Source organism: Nonomuraea jiangxiensis (assembly GCF_900099965.1).
GTDB lineage: Bacteria > Actinomycetota > Actinomycetes > Streptosporangiales > Streptosporangiaceae > Nonomuraea > Nonomuraea jiangxiensis.
This window is the reverse complement of record NZ_FNDJ01000040.1, coordinates 37,742-57,732: the sequence shown is the minus strand read 5'-3', so window position 1 is coordinate 57,732 and position 19,991 is coordinate 37,742. Positions and strand designations below refer to the sequence as shown.

Sequence of the window (19,991 nt, the reverse complement as noted above, 5' to 3'; positions counted from 1 at the left end):
TAATCCGCCAGGTGGTGCCACCAGCGTTCGCGTCGGTCGGTGGCCATGGACGTGGCGGGTGTGCAGATGGTGCAGGTTGCGACGTTGTGGGCGTTCCCGTCTCACTCGTCGGCCTGCGCCAGATGGCGGAGCGGGCGTCGGCGGCAGGCCGATCGCTGCCCACCCCGCGCCGTGCGTCAGCGCCTCGACCCCGGCGCCGAGCAGGGGGAGCGGCCCGGACGGTGGCGCGTCCTCTAGGAGAAGCGGTAGCGGGCGGCGAGTTCCGCTGCGGTGGTGGCTACCCGCTCGCGCAGCTCGGTGGGCGCGAGCACCTCGGCATCCGTGCCCAGCCTGAGGAACTCGCCGAGCGCGTGCTCGATCGACTCGATCGGCACCGTGACCCGTGTCCAGCCCTCCTCGTCCGGCGGCTGCGCGCTCTCCTGCGCCGCCGTCACCATGCCCGGGGTCATGAGGTCGGCCAGCCGCTTCAGCCCGGCCGGTGACAGCCGGACCACCGCCTCGCCCCACCTCAGCCGGGCCTCGAACTCCTCCAGGTAACCCTGCCAGTAAGCCGCCAGGTCGAAGCCGTCCGGCCTGGCGAACCTCTCCGGGAGCGGGTGCAGGTCGAGGATCTGCGAGACGCGGTAGGTCCGTACGGACTCGCCCGCCCGCGCCACCAAATACCACCGCCCGGCCTTGACCACCAGCCCGTACGGCTCCAGCCGCCGCTCCACCTCCTGGGGCGCCTGCCACCGGCGGTATCTGACCTGGATGCGCCGTTCGTTCCAGACCGCGTCGGCCACGGCGGACAGGTAGGTCACCGGCTCCGGATCGCGGTACCAGGTGGGCGCGTCGAGGTGGAAGCGCTCCTGGATGCGCCCCGCGCGGTCACGCAGCTCGACCGGCAGCGCGGCCATGAGCTTGAGCTGCGCCGCGGCCACCACGGCGCCCAGCCCCAGTTCGGCCGCGGGCCCCGGCAGGCCCGCCAGGAACAGGGACTCGGCCTCGTCCGTGGTCAGCCCGGTGAGCCGGGTGCGGTAGCCGTCGAGCAGTTGGTAGCCGCCGCTGCGGCCGGCGTCGCCGTACAGGGGGATGCCCGCGGCGTGCAGGGACTCGACGTCGCGGTAAATGGTGCGTACCGAGACCTCCAGACGCTCGGCCAGCTCGCGGGCGGTCATCCGGCCCCGCGTCTGCAGGAGCAGGAGGATGGAGACGAGACGGGAAGCGCGCATACAACGCTGACACTACCTGTCAGCGACCCTGCTCCTCCTGCCCTTGTTCATGGTCGAGGGTGATCGCCGCGCGGGTCCCGGCGGCGGGCTCGTTGTCGGCGGTGCTGCGTGCCCACAGGATCGCCGCCACGGCCAGGGCCGCGATCAGCAGCAGGAGCCCGCCGACCAGGATCATCCACCACCAGGCGGACTTGCGCGGCTTGGCCTCGTAGTGGGACACGTCGGGGAGCATGTCCGGCGTGTACGGCAGGCGCTGCGTCGAGGGCGGTTCTTCGCTGGGAGGAGGGGTCGGATGGGGGTAGCGGACCCTGATCGTCTGGTTGGGATCCGGCTCCTGACGGCCAGGCTGATCTCGATTCATGTTTCCCTCAGGCGGTGCTGTGGGCTGTTTCGATGATGACCCCCATTGTCACACTTTTCCGGGCTGTCCCGTCCGGATGGCATGACTTCGGTACTCGTGACGGGTGGCAGCGGGCGGCTCGGCCGTCCTCTCCTGCAGGAACTGGTCGGGGCGGGGTTCGAGGTACGGGCGGTCAGCCGTGCCGCGCGGCCCGACGCCGGCGGCGTGCGATGGGTGGTCGCGGACCTGACCACCGGACAGGGCGTGGCGGAGGCCGTGGCAGGAGTGGACGTGATCGTGCATCTGGCCTCGGCGCCGTACAAGGGCCGCTACACGCTCAAGGTCGAGCTTGACGGGACGTCCGCACTGCTCGCGGCCGCCCGTCAGGTCGGCGTGAGGCACCTGATCTACCTCTCGATCGTGGGCGCGGACCAGGTGCCCTGGGGCTATTTCCGTACGAAGGTACGCGCGGAGCGGCTCGTCAGTGAGGGCGGCGTGCCGTGGACGATCGTCCGGGGCACGCAGTTCCACGGGTTCGTGGTGGAGGCGCTGCGCGCGATGGCCCGGGTCGGCGTGGTGGTCGCCGACCCGGGGATCCCCGCCCAGCCGGTGGACGCCGGTGACCTGGCCCGGCATCTCGTGTCACTGGTCGGGCGCGGCCCCGGCGACCAGATCGAGGAGTTCGGCGGGCCGGAGGTACGTACGATGGCCGAGCTCGCCGAGTCCTGGCTGCGGGCTCGCGGGCTGCGCAGGCGGGTGCTGCGGCTCCGGGTGCCGGGCAGGCTCGGCCGGGCCTTCAGAGCCGGGCACCTGACCACGAAGGCGCGGCCTTCGGGCGACACCACCTGGGAGGAGTACCTGAGACGAACCTGAGACGAACCTGAGAGCCGTCGCGTTCCGCGTCCCGGTCAGCCCTGACCCTCGCCAAAGGGCGACTGCTGCCGCGGCTGCCACCCGGGCGGCTGCTGCGCGGGGGACTGCCACCCAGGCGGCTCCTGGGCGGGAGGCTGCTGGGCAGGTTGCTGGGCCAGAGGTTGCTGGGCCAGAGGTTGCTGGGCCTGGGGCTGCAGAGGGGGCTGCTGGGCGGCAGTCTGGGCGGGAGGCTGCTGGGGAGTCTGGTGCGGCCACTGGGCGGGCTGCTGCGGATCGTGAGGTGGCCACTGCTCGGTGGGCTGCTGCGGGCCGTGGGACCAGTTCTGTGCGGGCTGCTGCCAGCCCACGCCCTGCGGCTGGGCCGGTTGCGGCGCGTTCCGGCGGGCGACCACGCCCCCGATGAGCAGCCCGATGCCGACCGCCTGGAAGAGCACCGAGACCATGGTGAAGATCGCCGACAGCGACAGGGGGTTGAGCCCGTACGTCGCGCTCATCGTCGGGAGGAGGAAGCTGTACAACACGTTGAACAGCACCCCCAGCAGGAGCACGATGCAGCCTGTCATTCCCAGGATCGCGGCCCGCCCGTGGTCGCGTCTTCTCATCGTGGTCACGACGATGCCGGCGATCAGGACGACGGCCATGATGACGAAGGCGATGATGCTGGTCACAACGTATGCAGGGGGCACGAGAGCTCCGGTGGTGCTGGAAGACGACCTTTCGACGCTACGGGGATTTGCGTAGATTCGCCACTGCGCGGTCGATCGAGTCCAGATCGAGCGGGCCCTGGTAGCGGATCCCGTTCAGGAAGAGGGTGGGAGTGCCGCGCACGCCGCTGTCGCGGCCGGACTCCTCGTCGAGCGCGATCCTGGCGACGTGGCCCGGCACGTTCGACCAGGGGACGACGTCCATCTCGGCGGCGTACTGCTCCAGGTCGGCGTCGGTGAGGAAGCGCTGGTTGTCGTAGAGGACATCATGCATCTCCCAGAACCTGCCCCGCTCGGCGGCGGCCTCCGACACGATCGCGGCCGGGGCGGCCCGCGGGTGCAGGGTACGCAGCGGGAAGTGCCGGAACACCAGCCGCACGTCGGCGTGCTTGCGCAGCAGCTCCTCCAGGACGGGATGGAGCCGGCCGCAGTACGGGCACTCGAAGTCCCCGTACTCCACGATCGTCACCCGGGCGTCCGCCGGCCCCCGTACGTGGTCCGTCGGCCCGACGGGCACCGAGAGCACCTCGGGCAGCTCCTCGGCGGGCTCGGCCTCGGGCGGCGCGCAGACTCCGCCCCGGTCCCAGGCCAGCTTGAAGATCACCCACCCCAGCACGGCCGCCAGCAGCGACCCCGCCAGGATGCCGATCTTCGCCTGGTCGTGCAGGGCCTGGTCCTTGAAGGCCAGGTCCACGATGAACAGCGCCACCGTGAACCCGATCCCGGACACCGCGGCCCCGCCCAGCAGTTGCCCCCACACCAGGTTCCCCGGCAGGATGCCCCACCCGAAGCGCAGCGGCAGCCACGTGCCGAGCGAGATCCCGAGGAACTTCCCGGCCAGCAGCCCCAGCGCCACCCCGATGGTGACCGGCGAGGTCAGCGCGGCCCGCAGGATCTCCGCGTCGAGCCGGACGCCGGCGTTGGCCAGGGCGAAGACCGGCACGATCACGTGGCTGCTCCACGGGTGCAACCGCAGTTGCAGCCGCTCGTTCACGGAGACGGCCCGCTGCACCCGCCGGGCGGCCTCCCTGGCGCGCTCCGCGCTGGGATCGCTGGTGAACCCGTGCACGGCCTCGCCGGCCAGCAGCAGTTTCTGGTCGCTGGGCGCGTACACGAAGACCAGCATCCCCATCGCGATGCCCACGAGCGTCGGGTGGATTCCGCTCTGCAGCGTGGCCACCCACAACGCGAACCCCAGCACGATGTACGCCGGCGCCCGCCAGATCCTCAGCCACCGCAGGGTCACCACGGCCCCGAGCAGCACGATGGCGGCGAGCAGGGCGGGAACGGAGAGGCTGGCCGTGTAGAAGATCGCGATGATCATGATGGCGAGCACGTCGTCCACGATGGCCAGCGTCAGCAGGAAGGCCCGCAGCGGATCGGGGCACCGGGCGCCGACCACGGCCAGCACGCCCAGCACGAAGGCGGTGTCGGTGGCGATCGGCACCCCCCACCCGCCGGCCGCCGGCCCGCCGTAGTTGAGCAGCAGGTAGATCCCGGCCGGTACGAGCATCCCGCCGAACGCCGCCACGGCGGGCACGGCGATCAGCCGCCGGTTGCGCAACTGCCCGAGCCTTACCTCGTAGGAGACCTCCAGCCCGATGAGGAAGAAGAAGACGGTCATGAGGCCGTCGTTGACCCAGTGCCGCAGATCCAGCGAGAAGCGCGCGTCGCCGAAGGAGATCCCCATGTGGGTGTGCCAGAACGCCTCGTAGGTGTGCCCCCACGGCGAATTGGCCCACAGCAGGGCCAGCACGGTGGCGGTGAGCAGCACGCTTGTGCTCCCCGCCTCGGTACGGAAAAAGGCTCGCAGCATGTCAGATCTCCCCCGAAGACCTGATTTTAGGTCGCCCCAAAACCCCCGAGCCCCCGCCGCCGCCAGTCATGCCGAGGGCGGGCCGCCGGGCGGCCCGCCCTCAGCGCGATCTCACAGGTTGCGCAGGTAGGCCAGGGAAGGCGCGAAGAAGTATTCGCCGCCCTTCATCGTGACCGTCTGAGCCACCTGGGCCTGCGGTTCCGACATCTCGGGCTTGCCCCAGGCCTTGGGGTAGGTGACCTTGATGTCGCGATCCCCCTGCCCGATGACCGGATCGTGGCCGGTCGCCGGCCTCTCGAAATCAGGATTGTCCGCCCACTGCTGCTGCGTGAACTCGAACTGGTCCACCAGGCTGCTGTTGAAGGCCATGAACAGCAGCCCCACGTCCCCCCTCGGCCGGGCCTCCGGCGGGGAGTCGTCCCACGGCTGGTCGGAACGCTCGCCGTAGGTCTGGCCACGCCGGGCCATCAGCACCTCACGCCCGAAGGAACGGGGGTTGGTCTTCCTGACGTGCGCGCTGAACGGGCACTTGGTGCCGTCGTCGGCGTCGAAGGTGAAGTCGTTGCTCACCGGCCCGCCGGCGCCCCTGGGCTTCGAGGTCAGCGGCGTGCCGTCCTCGAAGCGGCCGACGAGCAGCGCGCCGGCCCGTTCGCGGTCGTCGCCGGCCAGGCCGAGGCTGTCGGCCAGCTCCTGCTCGATCTCCTTGAACGCCCGGACGTTCTGCTCCAGCTTCCTGAACACCAGGTAGCTGCCGTGGTGACGGACCGGGTTGGGGGCGAAGGGGTCGGGAACCAGGATGTTCGACAGCGGGAACGCCGGGTTCCAGTGCTTTTTCGGCTCCCTGTCCACCTCGTCCTTCAGGAACAGCGGCTGGCTGCGGCCGTCCACGTAACCGAAGTGCTCGATCCCGTCGCCGGCCGGGTTGCGCATGCCCGTCCCGGTCTCCTCACCGAGCAGCCTGGCGCTGTCCGGCAGGTCCCCGACGATCTCCTCGCGCAGCGCCGCCACCGTGTCCGGCTCGTCGTCCCCGATCAGGATGACGGCGTGGATCTCCCGCTGGTAGACCCATTCCCACTGCTCCACCGGCGGGTCGTTCACCTCGGCGAGCCGCCGCTTCATGCCGTCGCGGAACGCCTTGTCGCCGAACGCGCGCACCTCCTCGACCGAGTGGCCGAGGTCGCGGTATCCGGCCTTGCTGATCCCGACGCCCACGTACGGGCTGCCGCGCCGCCCCTGAGCGGCGAAGTCGCGCACTTCCCGCAGGTGCCTGAGCGCGGACTTCATCTTCGTGACCGCGAGACGCCGCAGGTAGGCCCTGCCCTCGGCCACGTCGTTGAACCGGACGAACAGGACGGACATGTGCTCGCGCACGTGAGCGCGCAGGATGTTCGGCTGGAGGTTGTCCAGCATCGCCTTCGTGTCCGCGTCGAGCGTGGCCGAGTCCCAGGCCAGTGGTAGTGCGTTGTTCAGGTCGACAGGCATTGTCGAGTCCTTTCCCCGTTTCCAAAGAAATCGGGCCCCCTGACGCGTCGCAGGAGGAACGCACCGCGCGATTCCCCCCGGATTTCCAACGCTGCCCCACCTGTACGACTCCCGGGCGATCGAGAAAGTTTCCGGAATTCGCCTCGCGTGATTTCCCGATCGGATTCGCCCGCCGAGCGTTCATGCCCGGGTGACCATCGACGGGGTGGTCCGCCTCGTGCGCCGGCTGCCGCCTACTGCGCAGGACGTATCCGCGCCACCTCCCCAGGGACGATGGCGGGGGCGGGCCCGGCTGCGACCGTGGAGGCCATGGACGCACTCCGCCGGGCGCTGGGCCTGCTCTCGCTGGTCTACCTGCTGGTCTTCGCCTGCTTCGGGCTGTCGCACGCCGGGGTCGCGCTCGGCCCGCTGCACCAGCCCGTGATCGTCCCGGCGGTGATCGTCGAGACGTTGTGCGCCGCGGCCATGCTCACCGGCGCCGTCGGCGCGCTGTCCGGCCGGGCGTGGGCCTGGGACGGGCTGATCTACACGCACGCGGGCGCGCTGGCCGGGGTGCTGCTGGGAATCATGGCGGTGGCGTTTCGCGCGGGCGGCGAGAACGCGCTGCTCACCTGGTATCACGGCACGATGGCGACCATGCTCGCCGCCGGGCTGGCCGGGGCCTTCTACGTCTCCAGGGTGCGCAGGTAGCCTTCTACGTCTCCAGGGTGCGCAGGTAGCCGGCCGCCTCGGCGACGCGATCCTCGCCGAACACGCGGATGCCGTTGAGCTCCAGCAGCGCCGTCGTGACGCCCTGCCCGGCGACGCGCCGCCCGCCGAACGTGCCGTCGTGGATCGACAGCACCCCGCACGACGGGCTGCCCTCCTTCAGCACCGCCAGCCGGGCCCCGGCCGACCGCGCCGCCGCGAGCGCCGCCCGCGCGCCCGCCAGGAAGGCCGCCGTCACGTCCGATCCGTCGGCCGCCAGCACGCGGGCGTCACCGGCCAGCACGGCCGCCCCGCCCGCGCCGCCCTCGATCTCGGCGGCGGGACGGGGGATCGCCAGCCCGCCCTCCACCTCCGGGCAGAACGGGACCAGCCGCCCCTCGGCGCGCCAGGCCGCGAGCCAGGCGTCCGAGCTGGTCTTCGCGCCGCCGTCGAAGCGCACCCTGCGTCCCATCAGGCAGGCACTGACGAGGATCGTCTCCACACCTTCGATCCTATGAGCGTCCTGGGAGTTGAGCGCCGGACGGAATCAGGGGCGAGCCCCCCGGGCGATAGCCTTTGTCCCGATGAACACGACCGTCGCCACCATCGTGATCGTGCTCGCCGTGCTGCTGACGCTGGCGAGCCTGGTCACTGCCATCCGCAACCGGCCGATGGGCATGGTCCTGCTGGTGGGCTTCGCCGTGCTCGAAGTGGCGGTGCTGGTGCAGGCGGGCTTCGTCATCGCGGCCGTGGCGGGCGGCGCGGGGCCCGCGGACAAGGTGACGCTGTTCGGCTATGTCGGGGGCGAGGTGCTCATCCCGCCGGCCGGGGTGTTCCTGGCGCTGGCGGAGCGGAGCCGGTGGGGGCCGGGGATCCTGGCGGTGGCCGGGTTCGCGATCGCGGTGATGACCGGGCGGTTGCTGCAGATCTGGCAGGGGACCGCGTGACCACCTCGATCGGCGCCGGGCCCGGACGCGCGCTCGTCGCCGTCTACGGGCTGTTCTCGCTGGCCGCCGGGGCACGGGCGGGGGTGCAGATCGCCCTCAAGTTCGGCGAGGCGCCGCTGGCGTACTCGCTGTCGGCCTTCGCGGCGCTCGTCTACATCCTGCTCACGGTCGCCCTCCTGCGCGGCGCCCGCCGGTTGGCGCTGGTCGCGCTCGGCATCGAGCTGGCGGGGGTGTTGATCGTCGGCACGCTCAGCCTCCTCGACCCGGCCGCCTTCCCCGACGCGACGGTCTGGTCCGCGTACGGCAGGGGCTACCTGTTCATCCCGCTCGTGCTGCCCCTCGTGGGGCTCTACTGGCTGCGCCGCAGGCGTTGACCTGCGGCGTGCCGGACGACGGCACGCGCTGCGAGGGGCCGGTGGCCGCTCGGATGACCCGAAAAGGTACATTTCTGACAAACACCTCTGCCGCTACTGTAAGGTAGTGATTCGTCCCATGATTTGATGAACGGAGGATTCCTGCGCATGAGCGCGTACGCCCCGGAGTCCCGGGCCAAGCCCGGTCCTCTCGCCTGGTTGCTCGTGCTGGGAATCGTCCTCGCCGCGCTGAACCTGCGCACCGGCGTCACCAGCGTCGGCCCCCTGCTCGACCAGCTCACCGGCTCGCTCGGCATGTCCAGCGCCGCCACCGGGCTGCTCACCACGCTGCCCGTGCTGGCCTTCGCCGGTGTGGGGGCGATCACCCCGGCGCTGGCCCGGCGGCTCGGCGAGCACCGGCTGCTGCTGCTCGCGCTCGTCACGCTGGGCGCGGGCCTGCTGGTCCGGTCGCTGGTCGGCTCGGCGCCGGTGTTCCTGCTGAGCAGCGCGGTCGCGCTGTCCGGCGGGGCGGTCGGCAACGTGCTCATCCCGACGCTGATCAAGCGTCACTTCCCGGCGCGTACCGGGATCATGACCATCGTCTACACCACGGCCCTGGCGGTGGGCACCATGCTGGCCGCCGCCGCGACCGTGCCGATCGAGCGCGTGTCCGGTGACTGGCACATCGCGCTCGGCGTGTGGGCGGCGCTGGCCGTCGTCGCCGCCATTCCGTGGCTTGCGCTGCTGCGCAGTGAGCCGGAGCGGGACACGAGCCGCCGGGAGGCGGGCATCCGGCGCCTGGTCAGGAGCAGGCTCGCGTGGATGATCGCGATCTACTTCGGCACCCAGTCGATGATCGCCTACATCATGTTCGGCTGGCTCGCCACGATCCTCACCGACGGGGGCTACAGCACCTCGCAGGCGGGGCTGGTGCTCGCGGTGTTCACGGCGCTGAACATCCCCGTGTCCATCTTCGTGCCCATGGTGGCCGCCCGCTTCCGTGACCAGCGGCCCACTGTGGTGGGCCTCGTGGTGTTCTACGTGGCCGGGTTCCTCGGGCTCTGGTTCGGGCCCATGTCGCTGACGCTGCTGTGGATCACGCTCATCGCCATCGGCATGGGGTCGTTCCCGCTGGCGCTGATGATGCTGGCGCTGCGCACCCGTACGCCGGAGGCCACGGCCGGGTTGTCGGGGTTCGGGCAGAGCGTCGGGTATCTGCTCGCCGGTGCCGGGCCGCTGCTGGTGGGCGTGCTGCGGGAGGCGGCCGGCGGCTGGTCGGTGCCGTACATGATGATCTTCGCGGTGCTGGTGGTGCAGCTTCTCACCGGTCTGTACGCGGGCCGCGACCGCTACCTGGAGGACGAGTCGTCCCTGGGACAATGACCAGGTGAAATCCACTCTTGTCACCTTTCCTGAGGGCCTGGTCGCAGGCCGTTCCCCAGTTGTCGGGGCCGTGCCGGTGGGGGCCCGGCACGGCCTCGTCGTCTCCGAGACGCCCTTCCACCCCCTCGACCACACCTGGCCCGACCAGCCCGCCGACCGGGGCACGATCGGCGGGCTGCCGGTCCTCGACTGTGTGACGGGGGCGCGGTCGGACTCCGGCGAGGTCTTCCTCGGGGAGGCCATTCCCGTGCGGCGCGGCGCGGAGGGATGGGAGTGGCTGGTCGTGCACGTGACCGAGGCGCCGCTGCCGGTGGGGGAGGAGGTGGACCTGCTGGTGGACGCCGAGTTCCGGGCCGCGCTGTCGGCCGGTCACACCGCCTGCCACCTGGCCGCGCTCGCGCTCAACGCCGCCCTGGCCGACCGCTGGCGCAAGGAGGCGGCGCTGGACCGGCTCGGGCATCCCGACTTCGACCAGGCCGCCATCGACTCGTCGCGGATCGTGCCCGGCGGCAGCGTGGACGTCTACCGGCTGGGCAAGTCGCTGCGCAAGAAGGGGTTCACGGCCGAGGGGCTGGATCTCGACAAGGTCGTGCGGCAGGTGAACGACCTGCTCGGTGCGTGGGTGGCCGCCGACGCGCCGGTCCGGCTGGAGGTGCCGGGGCCCGGGCTGACCGCCCGCCGTACGTGGCACTGCTCGCTGCCCGACGGGGAGGCCTCCATTCCGTGCGGCGGCACCCACGTGAGCCGTACCGGGGAACTGGGCCGGGTCGAGGTCGCGCTGTCGCTGTCGCCGGAGGGCACGTCGCTGACCATGAACACCACCTGCGAGCCCGTCAGCATATGCTGACAAACGGTGGCGTGTCAGCATATGCTGACGGCATGAACGCCACCGAACTCGCCGAGGCGGCCGCCGATCGAGACCCCGGGGTGGGGCTGGCGGCGGTCGCCGCGCTCAGGACCCTGCTGGAAGAGCTGGAGGCGGCGCACGTGTCCAACGCCCGCGCCCAGGGCTGGTCGTGGGAGCAGATCGCCGACGCGCTGGGTGTCCGGCGGCAGACCGCTCATCGCAAGCACGCTCGCAGGACAGGGAGGTAGCGCATGTTCGCCAGGTACACGGAGGGCGCCCGCCGGGCGGTGGTCAGGGCAGGGATGCATTCGCTCGACGCCGGACGGGCCACGCTCGACGTCGACATGCTGGTGCTGGCACTGGCCGAGGTGCGGCCGTTCTCGTTGCCGTCGTTCACCGCGTCGGAGGCCGACGTACGGGAGCTGGTGGACCTCGGGAACGCGCGGGCGCTGCTGGCCACCCTGGGCATCGATCTGGACGTGGTGCGCCGCCGTACCAGGGCCGGCGCCGACGAGCCCGGGCTGTGGCGGCTGCGCCGCTCCCGGGTGCGGCCGCTGCGGGTCACCCTGTACGGGCCGCTGGGGGAGCTCCCCCTGGCCATGCATACCCGGAAGGTGATCGAGGTGGCGCAATGGCAGCCGGGGGCCGTCACGGGGGAGCGGCTGCTGTGGGGGCTGCTCGCCGACACCTCCAACGGGGCCGCCCGGCTCCTCCGGGAGGCCGGGGTGGACCTGGACCGGCTGGTAGACGAGGCCGCGATCCCGCGCCGCCGCGCCGCCTGATCCACGCCTGGAAGCCGGCATGGACGGTCCGGAATGTGCGGGCCGTCCGTGGGCGTGCCGGGGGGCGTCAGGCCGGATCGGTCTCCGGGATGGCGTCGGGCTCCAGGTGGGTGATCTTCTCGGGGTTGGCCATGAGGTAGATCGTGTCGATCTTGCCGTCCGCGACCAGCAACGAGACGACCGTGATCACCCGCCCGCCGGCCGAGAGGACCAGCGCGGGAGCGTTGTTCACCGTCGCCGTGCCGAACGATATGCCGGGGACGTCCGTCATGCCGATCGAGGCCATGAAGCGGGCGATGTTCGCCGGAGTGTTGATCGACAGCAGGTAGCGGCCCACGTGCTCGGCCCCGGTGATCGCCCGCAGCGCGGCCCTGGCCTTGCCGCCGCCGTCGCTGACCATCGTGACCTCGTCGGAGAACAGCTCGATCAGCCCGTCGAGGTCGCCGTTCGCGGAGGCGTTGATGAAGCGCTCGGTGATCCGCCGGCGCTCGCCCCGGTCCACGTCGAAGCGCGGCCGCTTCTCCCGTACGTGCTCGCGCGCCCGCCGGGCGAGTTGCCTGGTCGCCGGCTCGGCCCGGCCGATGATCTCCGCGATCTCGGCGAACGGCAGATCGAACGCCTCCCGCAGGACGAACACCGCCCTTTCGAGCGGTGACAACGTCTCCAGCACCACGAGCAGCGCCAGCTCGACGGAGTCGGCCAGCTCCGCGTGCTCGGCCACGTCGGGCCCGGTGCTGATCGGCTCGGGCAACCAGGGCCCGACGTACGACTCCCGCCGCGACTTGGCCCACCGCAACCGGTCGATGGCCAGCCGGGAGGTCACCCTGACGAGATAGGCCTTGGGGTCGTCAACCGCCTCCTGGTCCACCCCCGACCAGCGCAACCATGCCTCCTGCACGACGTCCTCGGCGTCGGCGACGCTGCCCAGGATCCGGTAGGCGACGCCGGTCAGCAAGGTGCGATGGTCTTCGAAAGTCGACATAAACCCTAAGACGTACCATGGATCCTTCGGTGTGACACGAGCGCTCCGGAACTCCTATACACTTGATGATCGTAAGGGGCTATGGCGCAGTTGGTAGCGCGCCTCCATGGCATGGAGGAGGCCTGGGGTTCGAGTCCCCATAGCTCCACCGGAAAGTCCATTCACTCGCATGCGTTCAGGTTGAACGGATCGGGTTGATAGGGGTCCGGTTCCAGCCCGGGAAATCGTTGCCGGAAAAACTGGGACCAATAGCCCTGGTTGATGAAGTCCTGAAGTTCTTTCGTGACGATCTCGCAGTCCGCGACGTCTCCCAGGGGGAGCCCCAGGCCATATCTCTCCTGGGCGCCGAAGGTGAGATCCGGCAGGACCTCCAGGCGCTCGGGGTCGGTCTGGGCGAGCCCCGCCAGCATGAGCTGATCCGTCGAGACGGCGTCCACCGACTTCCCTTCCAGCAGGCGCGCGACGCAGGCGTTCATGCCCTGCTCGTCGGTGACGTTCATCTTGATGCCCGAATCCTTCAACTGCTTGAGCGACGTGGTGCCCGCGCCGGTGCAGACCGTCTTGCCCTTCAGGTCGGCCATGGCGTTGATTCGGGTGTCTCCCTTCCTGACCATGAACCCCTGCCGGGTGACCATGTAGGGCCCGGCGAACATGACCCGCTTCCGGCGTTCGTCCGTGATGGAGAACACCGCCGCGACCAGGTGCGCCTTGCGCTCGTCGGCTCCGCCCCGTAACGCGCTCTCGCGCTGGGCCAGGGTGAGGTCAACGTAGTTCGGCGTGAAATCGAGCCGGCTCGCGAGCCATTTGACAAGGTCGATGTCGAACCCGCTGCGGGAGTTCTCGCCGATCGTCAGCGCGCTCCAGCCGGGCAGGTCGGTGGTCACGCCCACCGCGATCGTGCCCCCTCTTGCGAGCCTGCCGTGGCCGGGGTCGGGGGTTCCCGTGCCTGTCCTCGATACGGGAATGTCCGTGCACGCGGACGTGAGGAGGAGTTGTGCCGCGATCAGGGTGGCCGCACCCTTACGGAAAAGTCTGGCCATCGATGATGGAAACCTCGCTTGCGGGTCGGAGTCAGTTGTAGAGGATCGCTTCGATGATCCGAAGATCGACGGTGCAGGAGAGGTCGGGTTCGAGCAACGTCACCTTGATGATGACGTGGCCCAGCGCGTCGGAGACGTCCAGGCGGAGCTCCTGCGAGGGGCGGATGGCCAGGGCGGTGTCGGCCGGCGCGGGCCCTCTCCTGTCGAAGATCGGCTCGATGTAGAGTTTTGCCGGAACGACGCAGTCGCCCACGGTCGAGCGGTTCGCGATTGCGAAACGTAGGGCCAGATTGTCGCGCTCTGGCGGTTTCCCCGGGATTTGGATGGATATCGCGGAGTTCGCCTTCATTCTGGTCCACTCCCTCGTGGGCAGGTGGTCGATGACGTCCACGTCGAGCTTGTGCACGGCGAGCCAGTAATAGGCGCCCAGGCCCAGGCCCAGAGCCGCGGTGAGGCCGGCGGCCAGTGATTTCCTGGCCCACCGTGACATCATCCTGCGCTGTTCGGGGGTGGCCGGCGGGCTGACGGTCCTGAAATAGGTGAGGGCCGTAAATGTCCCGCTCAGGATGCTGACGAGAAGGGAAAGGATGGCCGAGGTCTCGGCGCTTTTGGCGCCGAGGGTGAACAGCCAGACGCAAAGGGAGCCCGTGGCGATGAAGAGCGGGACCACCCAAAGCCAATGCCCTATTTTGACCCTTTTCGCCATAGCTAATCCTACTCTGCGGCTCCCTTTCGACACCATACTTTGCCACTCGCGAGCGATTATCGGTGCCGATAATTCACGACTAATGCACCGTGCGGGCGAGCCGGGCGAGGCTCAGTCCGACAGCAGTCGCTTCAGGGTCTCCGGGAGTTCGTCGCGGTTTTGCGGGGTGACCGTGATCAGGTCGGCCTCAAGACGGGTCTTCAGCATCGGATGGCTGCGCTGGTGAACCGTGGCCACCACGGGCAGGTCGGCGTTGAACAGCGCCATGCAGCGCGGCAGGAACGCGGGCGACAGCAGCTCCATGGGCCCGATCTCGTCGATGAGCGCGACGGCGCCCCTGGTGGTCATCGCCCGCTCCATGGCGGGCAACGCGATGCGCTCGAAGTCGGGCACGTTGACCCCGTAGCGCCCGATCCGGGGGCCGGAGGCCCAAGAGACGTGGGCCATGACCGTCTTGCGCCCGCCGAACTCCTCCACGGTGAAGCCCACCCGCTGGCCGTGCTCGCGTAGCTCGTCGCTGACGAAGCCGCAGACCGGCACACCCACCGCCTGCAGCAGGTCGGCGAGGCGGCGGACCACGGTGGTCTTGCCGGTGCGCGGCGGGGCGGTGATCAGGATGTGCGGCCTGGACACGGGTACAGGATCGCAGACTCGTCACCCTGCGAGAACAACCCGTGCGGGATCGGCCACAGGTGGCCACAGACGGGGGGCCGGGCGCCGGTTCGCCGGGGCGAAGCGCTCGTCGATCGGGCACGTTCGGGGGGAGATCGGGCAGGTTCGGGGGGAGAATCGCGGGCATGCGTGCTGATCGTCTCGTCGCGGTGCTGCTGCTCATGCAGGCGCGGGGCCGGGTGACCGCGGCCGAGCTGGCGGCGGAGCTGGAGGTGTCGGTCGCCACCGCGCGCCGCGACCTCGAAGCGCTGTCCGCGGCGGGCGTGCCGGTGTATCCGCAGGCCGGGCGTGGTGGCGGCTGGTCGCTGGTGGGCGGCGCCAGGACCGATCTGACGGGGCTCACCGCGCCCGAGGCCCAGGCGCTCTTCCTGCTGGCCGGCCCGGCCGCCTCCGTCGCGCCGGAGCTCAGGTCGGCGCTGCGCAAGCTGCTGCGGGCGCTGCCCGGCACGTTCAGGGCCGACGCCGAGGCGGCGGCCGGGGCCGTGGTGGTCGACCCGGCCGGCTGGGGCGAGCGCGAGCCCGAGCGGCCGGCGCTGGTGCAGACCCTGCAGAGCGCCACCGTACGCCGCCGCCAGGTCAGCCTCCGGTACGAGGGCCGCTCGGGGAAACCCACGCTGCGCCTGGTCGAGCCCTGGGGCCTGGTGGCAAAGGACGACGTCTGGTACCTGGTGGCCGGGACCGGGGACGGGCAGCGTACGTTCCGGGTGGACCGGATCGCCGCGGCCACCGTGACCGACCGGACCTTCGAGCGGCCCGCGGGCTTCGAGCTGTCGCAGGCGTGGGAGGAGGTCGTGGCCGAGATGGAACGGCGGCGGTCGCTGGTCTCGGCCACCGTGCTCATCGCCGAGCGGTTCCTGCCGATCCTGCGCTCGCACTTCGGCCGGCACTGCGACCCCGAGGGCGTCGAGGCGGACGGGCGGATCAGGGCGCGGGTGGCGGCCCCGACGCCGCTGACGATCGCCGAGCAGCTCGCCGGGTGGGGGTCGCTCGTGGAAGTGGTGGAGCCGGAGCAGGTCAGGGCCGAGCTGGCGCGGATCGGCGCGGAGCTCGTCGCCCGCTATCAGGGATGACGGTGGTTCGGATCGGCGTCAGTGGCCGGGGGCCGACAGGGCCGCGTGCTCCCGGCGGATCCGCTCCCATGCCTGTTCCACGTGCCGCCGCTCGGTGGCCACGCCGCCGATGGCCATCCGCAGCACCACCCGGCCGTCGATCCTGGTGTGCGTCATGTACAGCTCCCCACCGGCGTTGAGCAGCTCCATCAGCCGGGTCGTGGCCTGGTCCGCCGCGGCCCCGGTCAGGCCCGGCCACCGCGGGCGGAAGCACACCAGCCCGAGCGGATGCGGCTCGTGCACCTCGAACCCCGGGTCGGCGGCGATCCACGAGGCGAGGTCCTGCGCCAGGCCCACGCCCTTGCGGATGTGCGCGCGCAGCCCCTCGGCGCCGTACCAGCGGATCACCGACCACAACTTCAGCGCCCTGAACCGCCGCCCCAGCGACACCTGCCAGTCCCGATAGTCGATGACGGAGCCGGAGGAGGTCGCGGCGTTAATGAGGAACTCCGGCAGGATCGACAGCGCGCCGAGCAGCGGGGCGCGGTCGGCCGTCCAGAGCACGGTGCAGTCGAAGTTCGTCAGCAGCCACTTGTGCGGATTGGTGGAGTAGGAGTCGGCGTGGTCGGCCACCCCGTCGTTGACCCACCGGAACTCCGGGCAGATCGCCGCGACCCCGGCATAGGCGGCGTCCACGTGCAGCCAGATCCCGCGCTCGCGGCAGATCTCGCCGAGGGCGGCCACCGGGTCGATCGCGGCGGTGGAGGTGGTGCCCACCGTGGCGCACACCATGGCCGGGACCGCGCCCGCGGCCACGTCCTGGTCCAGCAGGGCGCGCAGGTGGCCGGGGTCCATGGCCAAGGTACGCGGGTCGACGTCCACCACCCGTACCCGCGCCGACCCCAGCCCGGTGATCCGGGCCGCCTTCTCCAGCGACGAATGCGTCTGGCTCGACACGTACAGCGTGTACGGACGGTCCGCGCCGTGCGTGGCGAACCGGCCGCCGCCCGCCCGGTGCAGCGCGGCCAGCAGCGCGACCAGGCAGGCGCTCGACGCCGAGTCCTGGATCACGCCGCCGCCCCTCGCGTCGGTGCGGAAGTGGTCCGGCAGCCCCAGCAGCCCGGCCAGCCAGTCGACCACGACCGTCTCCAGCTCCGTACACGCCGGGCTGGTCACCCAGAGCATGCCCTGCACGCCGAGCCCGCTGGACAGCAGGTCGCCCAGGATGGCCGGGCCGCTGGCGTTGGACGGGTAGTAGGCGAAGAAGCCGGGATGCTGCCAGTGCGTGATGCCGGGCAGCAGGACCCGGTCCAGGTCCGCGAGCACGTCCTCGAACGGCTCCCCGTGCTCGGGCGGCTCCGGCGGCAGCGCGCGCCGGATCTCACCGGGCTTGACCTGGGACATCACGGGATAGGACTCGATGCCGGCGAGGTAGTCCGCGATCCAGTCGATGACCTGCTTGCCGTGGCGGCGGAACTCCTCCGGGCTCATGTGGGCACTCATCTGACCACTTTGCAGGCATTGCCGCCACCGGGAAAAGGGGACGGGCCGGAGGCTTTCGCCCCCGGCCCGTTCTATCTCAAGCGGTCGAAGACCGCCGAAGGTCAGTAATGTCTGTAGCGGCGCTTGCCGAACGTCTTGCCCACCTGGAAGCCTCCTGGCAGCCGCACGGTCACGTGGCGGCGGCCGTCGGGAGTGGCCGAGATGTGGAATCGCCGGTTGCCGTAGCTGTGGCCGACACCGTGCCGCGACAGGTTGATCCGGAACGGCCCGACCTTGATCGACTTACGGTAGTGCCAGCCCATGTCCCTCCTCCGTCAGCGTGCGCTCACCTGGACAACGGGTGGCGTGCCCGGTGGGTTCCCGGTTCACGAGAAGTCCTTCAACGTTTCCGCCAGGGCGTCGAGGGCGCGCGGGTAGGCGCGTTCGGGCGCGGCGGCGTACCCGATGAGCAGGCCCTCGGGACCGGCGGTCTGCCAGAGGGGTGAGGCGCCGCGCAGGGCGATGCCGCGGCGCTCGCACGCGGCCAGCAGGTCGGCCTCCGCCGGGCCGTCCGGGGGCAGGAGGAGCAGTGCGCGCAGGCCCGCGGCGACCCCCGGGAACCGCGCGCCGGGCAGCGCGGCCGTGAGGCGGGCGAGCAGCAGGTCGCGGCGGCGGCGGTAGCGCAGGCGGGCGGCGCGGATGAGCCGGTCGTAGTCGTGGGTCTCGATCAGCCGCGCCAGTACGAGCTGGCCAAGCGCCTCGGTGTGGGCGTCGGCGTGCAGCTTGGCCTCGGTGAGCGGGCCGATCAGCGCCGGCGGCACCGCCATCCAGGCCAGGCGCAGGGCCGGGCCCAGCGTCGTGGAGGTGGTGCCGAAGTACACCACGTGCTCGGGCGCGGTGCCCTGTAACGCGCCGACGGGCTGGCGGTCGTAGCGGAACTCCCCGTCGTAGTCGTCCTCGATCACCAGCCCGCCGCCGACGGCCCAGTCACGCAGCGCGCGGCGCCGCCGGGGGTGCAGGGGGACGCCCATGGGGTACTGATGGGTGGGCGTGACGACGGCGGCCGCGACGTCCGGCGTGAGCGTGCCGGTCCTCGCGCCCAGCTCGTCCACCGGCAGCGGGACGACGTCGTGCCCGGTGCGGCGGACGACCTCGCGGTAGAAGTCGTGGCCCGGGTCCTCCATGGCGACCGGGCCGTCGATCGCGGTGGCGAGCAGGTTGAGGGTCTGGACGAAGCCCGTGGTGATCACGATCAGGTCCGGCGTGGTGACCACCCCGCGGGTCCTGGCCAGGTAGCCGGCCAGGGCCGTCCGCAGCTCGATCCGGCCGCGCGGGTCGCAGGCGCCGAAGATCTCGGCGGGCGCGGTGGCCAGCACGTGGCGGGTGGCGCGCAGCCAGGCCCGTACGGGGAACGCCGACACGTCGGGCAGCCCCGGACGCAGGTCATGAGCCGGCCCCCCGGGCGACGCCCGCCAGGCGACGGCACCGGCCGAAGGCACCGGGAGCACACCGGCAGGCGGCGGCGCGGCGGGGACCGGGGTCGACATGTCGGATACGCGGGTCGCCGAGCCCGGCCGGGTCGTCAGGTAACCCTCCTCGGTGAGCTGGTCGTACGCCGCGCTCACCGTCCCCCGCGACAGCCCCAGCTCGGCCGCCAGGGAGCGGGTCGAGGGCAGCCGGGTGCCGCGCGGGAGCCGCCCGTCCCTGATCGCCCCGCGCAGCGCGTCCTCCAGCGCGCGCCGCCGCCCGCCCGAAGGACGGAGCTCCAGATGCAGGTCCACTCCGGAACCGGCCCAACTTTCCCGCACGGCACCGGATCTTACGTGTGGTCCGTCGTCCGGTTTACGGTAGGTGAGCAGGCAGAATCCGGAAGGACACCTCCATGATCGTGATCGCTCACCTGAGCGACATCCACATCGGCGCCACCCCCGAGAGCGTCGGACGCGCCGCTTCTGTCATGCGTTACCTGGAAGACCTGCCCGGCGACCTCGACGCCGTGCTCGTCACCGGCGACATCGCCGACCACGGGAGCGCCACGGAGTACGAGCAGGCGGCCAAGCTGCTCACCTCGCGCCACCCGGTCCTGGTCGGCCCCGGCAACCACGACCACCGCGCCGAGTTCCGCCGGGTGCTGCTCGGCGAGCCGCCCGCGCCGGGGCCGGTCAACCAGGTGCTCCGCACCGCCAACGCGGTCTACGCGATGTGCGACTCCTCCATCCCCGGCGAGAACCCGGGCGACCTGGAGGAGGAGACCCTCGACTGGCTGGAGGGCGTGCTGGACGGCACGGACCTGCCGGTGTTCGTGGCCTTCCACCACCCGCCGGTGCCGCTGCACAGCCCGCCGGTGGACGGGATCAGGCTGCACCGGCCCGAGCGGCTGGCGGACCTGCTCGCCGCCCGGCCCAACGTGCCCGCCGTGCTGGTCGGCCACGCGCACACGCCCGCCGCCACGACGTTCGCCGGCCGGCCGCTGCTGGTCGCCGCGGGGGTCGTGTCCACGCTGAAGCTGCCGTGGGAGGGCGGGACGTCGTTCGAGACCTGCGTGGACCACGACCTGCCGCCGCTGGTCGCCTTCCACGTCCTGGACGACGAGGGGCGGATGACCACCCACTACCGGGTGGTCCGGTAGCGGGCG

23 protein-coding genes and 1 tRNA gene are annotated in these 19,991 nt (G+C 71.2%); 11 read left to right on the top strand and 13 right to left on the bottom strand.

The features are described 5' to 3' along the window. Positions 1-233: 233 nt before the first annotated feature. Both BLS95_RS49075 and BLS95_RS55105 read right to left on the bottom strand, forming a co-directional pair. Positions 234-1,211 carry a helix-turn-helix transcriptional regulator gene (locus tag BLS95_RS49075; protein ID WP_090946507.1) on the bottom strand — a complete coding sequence of 326 codons (978 nt, stop codon included), beginning with the start codon at positions 1,209-1,211 and terminating at the stop codon, positions 234-236. Between the two features lie 19 nt (positions 1,212-1,230). After that, positions 1,231-1,572 (bottom strand): hypothetical protein, encoded by a 342-nt coding sequence (locus tag BLS95_RS55105; RefSeq protein WP_143044232.1) that lies wholly within the window; start codon positions 1,570-1,572, stop codon positions 1,231-1,233. 81 nt (positions 1,573-1,653) lie between these two features. Between BLS95_RS55105 and BLS95_RS49065 the strand changes: the two genes are divergently transcribed. Further along, on the top strand, positions 1,654-2,424 hold the full coding sequence (locus tag BLS95_RS49065) for an SDR family oxidoreductase (protein ID WP_090946505.1): 771 nt from the start codon (positions 1,654-1,656) through the stop codon (positions 2,422-2,424). Positions 2,425-2,459: 35 nt separating this feature from the next. Here BLS95_RS49065 and BLS95_RS49060 read toward each other — a convergent pair whose 3' ends face one another. The 3 genes from BLS95_RS49060 to BLS95_RS49050 form a co-directional block, all read right to left on the bottom strand. Beyond that, a complete protein-coding gene (locus BLS95_RS49060; RefSeq protein ID WP_090946504.1) occupies positions 2,460-3,092 on the bottom strand; it encodes an ABC transporter permease family protein in 633 nt (210 codons plus the stop codon). 55 nt (positions 3,093-3,147) lie between these two features. Beyond that, positions 3,148-4,944 carry a Na+/H+ antiporter NhaA gene (gene nhaA / locus BLS95_RS49055; protein ID WP_090946503.1) on the bottom strand — a complete coding sequence of 599 codons (1,797 nt, stop codon included), beginning with the start codon at positions 4,942-4,944 and terminating at the stop codon, positions 3,148-3,150. Positions 4,945-5,055: 111 nt separating this feature from the next. Beyond that, entirely contained in the window at positions 5,056-6,426 is a 1,371-nt protein-coding gene (locus tag BLS95_RS49050; protein WP_090946502.1) for a Dyp-type peroxidase, read from the bottom strand. Positions 6,427-6,735: 309 nt separating this feature from the next. On the opposite strand from BLS95_RS49050, the gene BLS95_RS49045 reads away from it, so the two are divergent. Continuing rightward, complete coding sequence (locus tag BLS95_RS49045) at positions 6,736-7,116, top strand: hypothetical protein (protein ID WP_143044231.1); 381 nt, start codon at positions 6,736-6,738, stop codon at positions 7,114-7,116. A gap of 4 nt (positions 7,117-7,120) precedes the next feature. Here the strand turns inward: BLS95_RS49045 and BLS95_RS49040 are convergent, their stop codons facing one another. Further along, the gene (locus BLS95_RS49040; protein ID WP_090946500.1) at positions 7,121-7,615 is read right to left on the bottom strand and encodes a 2-thiouracil desulfurase family protein; all 495 of its coding nucleotides are present in this window, start codon (positions 7,613-7,615) and stop codon (positions 7,121-7,123) included. 82 nt (positions 7,616-7,697) lie between these two features. Here BLS95_RS49040 and BLS95_RS49035 point away from each other — a divergent pair, with 82 nt between their 5' ends. The 6 genes from BLS95_RS49035 to BLS95_RS49010 all read left to right on the top strand — a co-directional run bounded on the left by BLS95_RS49035 (position 7,698) and on the right by BLS95_RS49010 (position 11,425). After that, a complete protein-coding gene (locus tag BLS95_RS49035; protein ID WP_090946499.1) occupies positions 7,698-8,060 on the top strand; it encodes a hypothetical protein in 363 nt (120 codons plus the stop codon). Further along, positions 8,057-8,434: a hypothetical protein gene (locus BLS95_RS49030; protein WP_090946498.1), complete on the top strand. Its 378-nt coding sequence runs from the start codon at positions 8,057-8,059 to the stop codon at positions 8,432-8,434. The genes BLS95_RS49035 and BLS95_RS49030 overlap by 4 nt, the downstream gene beginning before the upstream one ends. Before the next feature lie 126 nt (positions 8,435-8,560). Continuing rightward, the gene (locus tag BLS95_RS49025; RefSeq protein WP_245765744.1) at positions 8,561-9,796 is read left to right on the top strand and encodes a CynX/NimT family MFS transporter; all 1,236 of its coding nucleotides are present in this window, start codon (positions 8,561-8,563) and stop codon (positions 9,794-9,796) included. A 4-nt stretch (positions 9,797-9,800) separates the two neighbouring features. Then, on the top strand, positions 9,801-10,643 hold the full coding sequence (locus BLS95_RS49020; protein WP_090946497.1) for an alanyl-tRNA editing protein: 843 nt from the start codon (positions 9,801-9,803) through the stop codon (positions 10,641-10,643). 32 nt (positions 10,644-10,675) lie between these two features. After that, positions 10,676-10,891 carry a helix-turn-helix domain-containing protein gene (locus BLS95_RS49015; protein ID WP_090946496.1) on the top strand — a complete coding sequence of 72 codons (216 nt, stop codon included), beginning with the start codon at positions 10,676-10,678 and terminating at the stop codon, positions 10,889-10,891. Between the two features lie 3 nt (positions 10,892-10,894). Continuing rightward, on the top strand, positions 10,895-11,425 hold the full coding sequence (locus BLS95_RS49010; protein ID WP_090946495.1) for a Clp protease N-terminal domain-containing protein: 531 nt from the start codon (positions 10,895-10,897) through the stop codon (positions 11,423-11,425). A 67-nt stretch (positions 11,426-11,492) separates the two neighbouring features. On the opposite strand, the gene BLS95_RS49005 is transcribed toward BLS95_RS49010, so the two are convergent. After that, positions 11,493-12,407, bottom strand: coding sequence for an RNA polymerase sigma-70 factor (locus tag BLS95_RS49005; RefSeq protein ID WP_090946494.1), 915 nt, complete (start codon positions 12,405-12,407; stop codon positions 11,493-11,495). Positions 12,408-12,482: 75 nt separating this feature from the next. Between BLS95_RS49005 and BLS95_RS49000 the strand changes: the two genes are divergently transcribed. Further along, a tRNA-Ala gene (locus BLS95_RS49000) sits at positions 12,483-12,555 on the top strand. 13 nt (positions 12,556-12,568) lie between these two features. Here the strand turns inward: BLS95_RS49000 and BLS95_RS48995 are convergent. The 3 genes from BLS95_RS48995 to BLS95_RS48985 all read right to left on the bottom strand — a co-directional run bounded on the left by BLS95_RS48995 (position 12,569) and on the right by BLS95_RS48985 (position 14,786). Further along, positions 12,569-13,291 (bottom strand): transporter substrate-binding domain-containing protein, encoded by a 723-nt coding sequence (locus BLS95_RS48995; RefSeq protein WP_176993816.1) that lies wholly within the window; start codon positions 13,289-13,291, stop codon positions 12,569-12,571. A 187-nt stretch (positions 13,292-13,478) separates the two neighbouring features. After that, positions 13,479-14,153, bottom strand: a complete 675-nt coding sequence (locus BLS95_RS48990) for a hypothetical protein (RefSeq protein ID WP_090946492.1) — start codon at positions 14,151-14,153, stop codon at positions 13,479-13,481. A gap of 111 nt (positions 14,154-14,264) precedes the next feature. Further along, positions 14,265-14,786, bottom strand: coding sequence for a nucleoside-triphosphatase (locus BLS95_RS48985; RefSeq protein ID WP_090946491.1), 522 nt, complete (start codon positions 14,784-14,786; stop codon positions 14,265-14,267). Between the two features lie 164 nt (positions 14,787-14,950). On the opposite strand from BLS95_RS48985, the gene BLS95_RS48980 reads away from it, so the two are divergent. Further along, the gene (locus BLS95_RS48980; protein ID WP_090946490.1) at positions 14,951-15,895 is read left to right on the top strand and encodes a helix-turn-helix transcriptional regulator; all 945 of its coding nucleotides are present in this window, start codon (positions 14,951-14,953) and stop codon (positions 15,893-15,895) included. Positions 15,896-15,913: 18 nt separating this feature from the next. Here BLS95_RS48980 and BLS95_RS48975 read toward each other — a convergent pair whose 3' ends face one another. The 3 genes from BLS95_RS48975 to pdxR all read right to left on the bottom strand — a co-directional run bounded on the left by BLS95_RS48975 (position 15,914) and on the right by pdxR (position 19,164). After that, positions 15,914-17,377: a pyridoxal-dependent decarboxylase gene (locus BLS95_RS48975; RefSeq protein ID WP_245765743.1), complete on the bottom strand. Its 1,464-nt coding sequence runs from the start codon at positions 17,375-17,377 to the stop codon at positions 15,914-15,916. A gap of 101 nt (positions 17,378-17,478) precedes the next feature. Then, a complete protein-coding gene (locus tag BLS95_RS48970; RefSeq protein ID WP_090946488.1) occupies positions 17,479-17,679 on the bottom strand; it encodes a DUF4236 domain-containing protein in 201 nt (66 codons plus the stop codon). 63 nt (positions 17,680-17,742) lie between these two features. Beyond that, positions 17,743-19,164, bottom strand: coding sequence for a MocR-like pyridoxine biosynthesis transcription factor PdxR (gene pdxR / locus BLS95_RS48965; protein WP_090946487.1), 1,422 nt, complete (start codon positions 19,162-19,164; stop codon positions 17,743-17,745). A gap of 74 nt (positions 19,165-19,238) precedes the next feature. On the opposite strand from pdxR, the gene BLS95_RS48960 reads away from it, so the two are divergent. Further along, a complete protein-coding gene (locus BLS95_RS48960; RefSeq protein WP_090946486.1) occupies positions 19,239-19,985 on the top strand; it encodes a metallophosphoesterase in 747 nt (248 codons plus the stop codon). The last annotated feature ends 6 nt before the right edge of the window (positions 19,986-19,991 follow it).

Excerpts from the sequence above, each read along its gene's own strand:
- BLS95_RS49075 (WP_090946507.1), bottom strand. The coding sequence starts at position 1,211 with ATGCGCGCTTCCCGTCTCGTCTCCATCCTCCTGCTCCTGCAGACGCGG.
- BLS95_RS55105 (WP_143044232.1), bottom strand. The coding sequence starts at position 1,572 with ATGAATCGAGATCAGCCTGGCCGTCAGGAGCCGGATCCCAACCAGACG.
- BLS95_RS49065 (WP_090946505.1), top strand. The coding sequence starts at position 1,654 with ATGACTTCGGTACTCGTGACGGGTGGCAGCGGGCGGCTCGGCCGTCCT.
- nhaA (WP_090946503.1), bottom strand. The coding sequence starts at position 4,944 with ATGCTGCGAGCCTTTTTCCGTACCGAGGCGGGGAGCACAAGCGTGCTG.
- BLS95_RS49050 (WP_090946502.1), bottom strand. The coding sequence starts at position 6,426 with ATGCCTGTCGACCTGAACAACGCACTACCACTGGCCTGGGACTCGGCC.
- BLS95_RS49045 (WP_143044231.1), top strand. The coding sequence starts at position 6,736 with ATGGACGCACTCCGCCGGGCGCTGGGCCTGCTCTCGCTGGTCTACCTG.
- BLS95_RS49035 (WP_090946499.1), top strand. The coding sequence starts at position 7,698 with ATGAACACGACCGTCGCCACCATCGTGATCGTGCTCGCCGTGCTGCTG.
- BLS95_RS49025 (WP_245765744.1), top strand. The coding sequence starts at position 8,561 with ATGAACGGAGGATTCCTGCGCATGAGCGCGTACGCCCCGGAGTCCCGG.
- BLS95_RS49015 (WP_090946496.1), top strand. The coding sequence starts at position 10,676 with ATGAACGCCACCGAACTCGCCGAGGCGGCCGCCGATCGAGACCCCGGG.
- BLS95_RS49010 (WP_090946495.1), top strand. The coding sequence starts at position 10,895 with ATGTTCGCCAGGTACACGGAGGGCGCCCGCCGGGCGGTGGTCAGGGCA.
- BLS95_RS49005 (WP_090946494.1), bottom strand. The coding sequence starts at position 12,407 with ATGTCGACTTTCGAAGACCATCGCACCTTGCTGACCGGCGTCGCCTAC.
- BLS95_RS48990 (WP_090946492.1), bottom strand. The coding sequence starts at position 14,153 with ATGGCGAAAAGGGTCAAAATAGGGCATTGGCTTTGGGTGGTCCCGCTC.
- BLS95_RS48980 (WP_090946490.1), top strand. The coding sequence starts at position 14,951 with ATGCGTGCTGATCGTCTCGTCGCGGTGCTGCTGCTCATGCAGGCGCGG.
- BLS95_RS48975 (WP_245765743.1), bottom strand. The coding sequence starts at position 17,377 with ATGAGTGCCCACATGAGCCCGGAGGAGTTCCGCCGCCACGGCAAGCAG.
- BLS95_RS48970 (WP_090946488.1), bottom strand. The coding sequence starts at position 17,679 with ATGGGCTGGCACTACCGTAAGTCGATCAAGGTCGGGCCGTTCCGGATC.
- BLS95_RS48960 (WP_090946486.1), top strand. The coding sequence starts at position 19,239 with ATGATCGTGATCGCTCACCTGAGCGACATCCACATCGGCGCCACCCCC.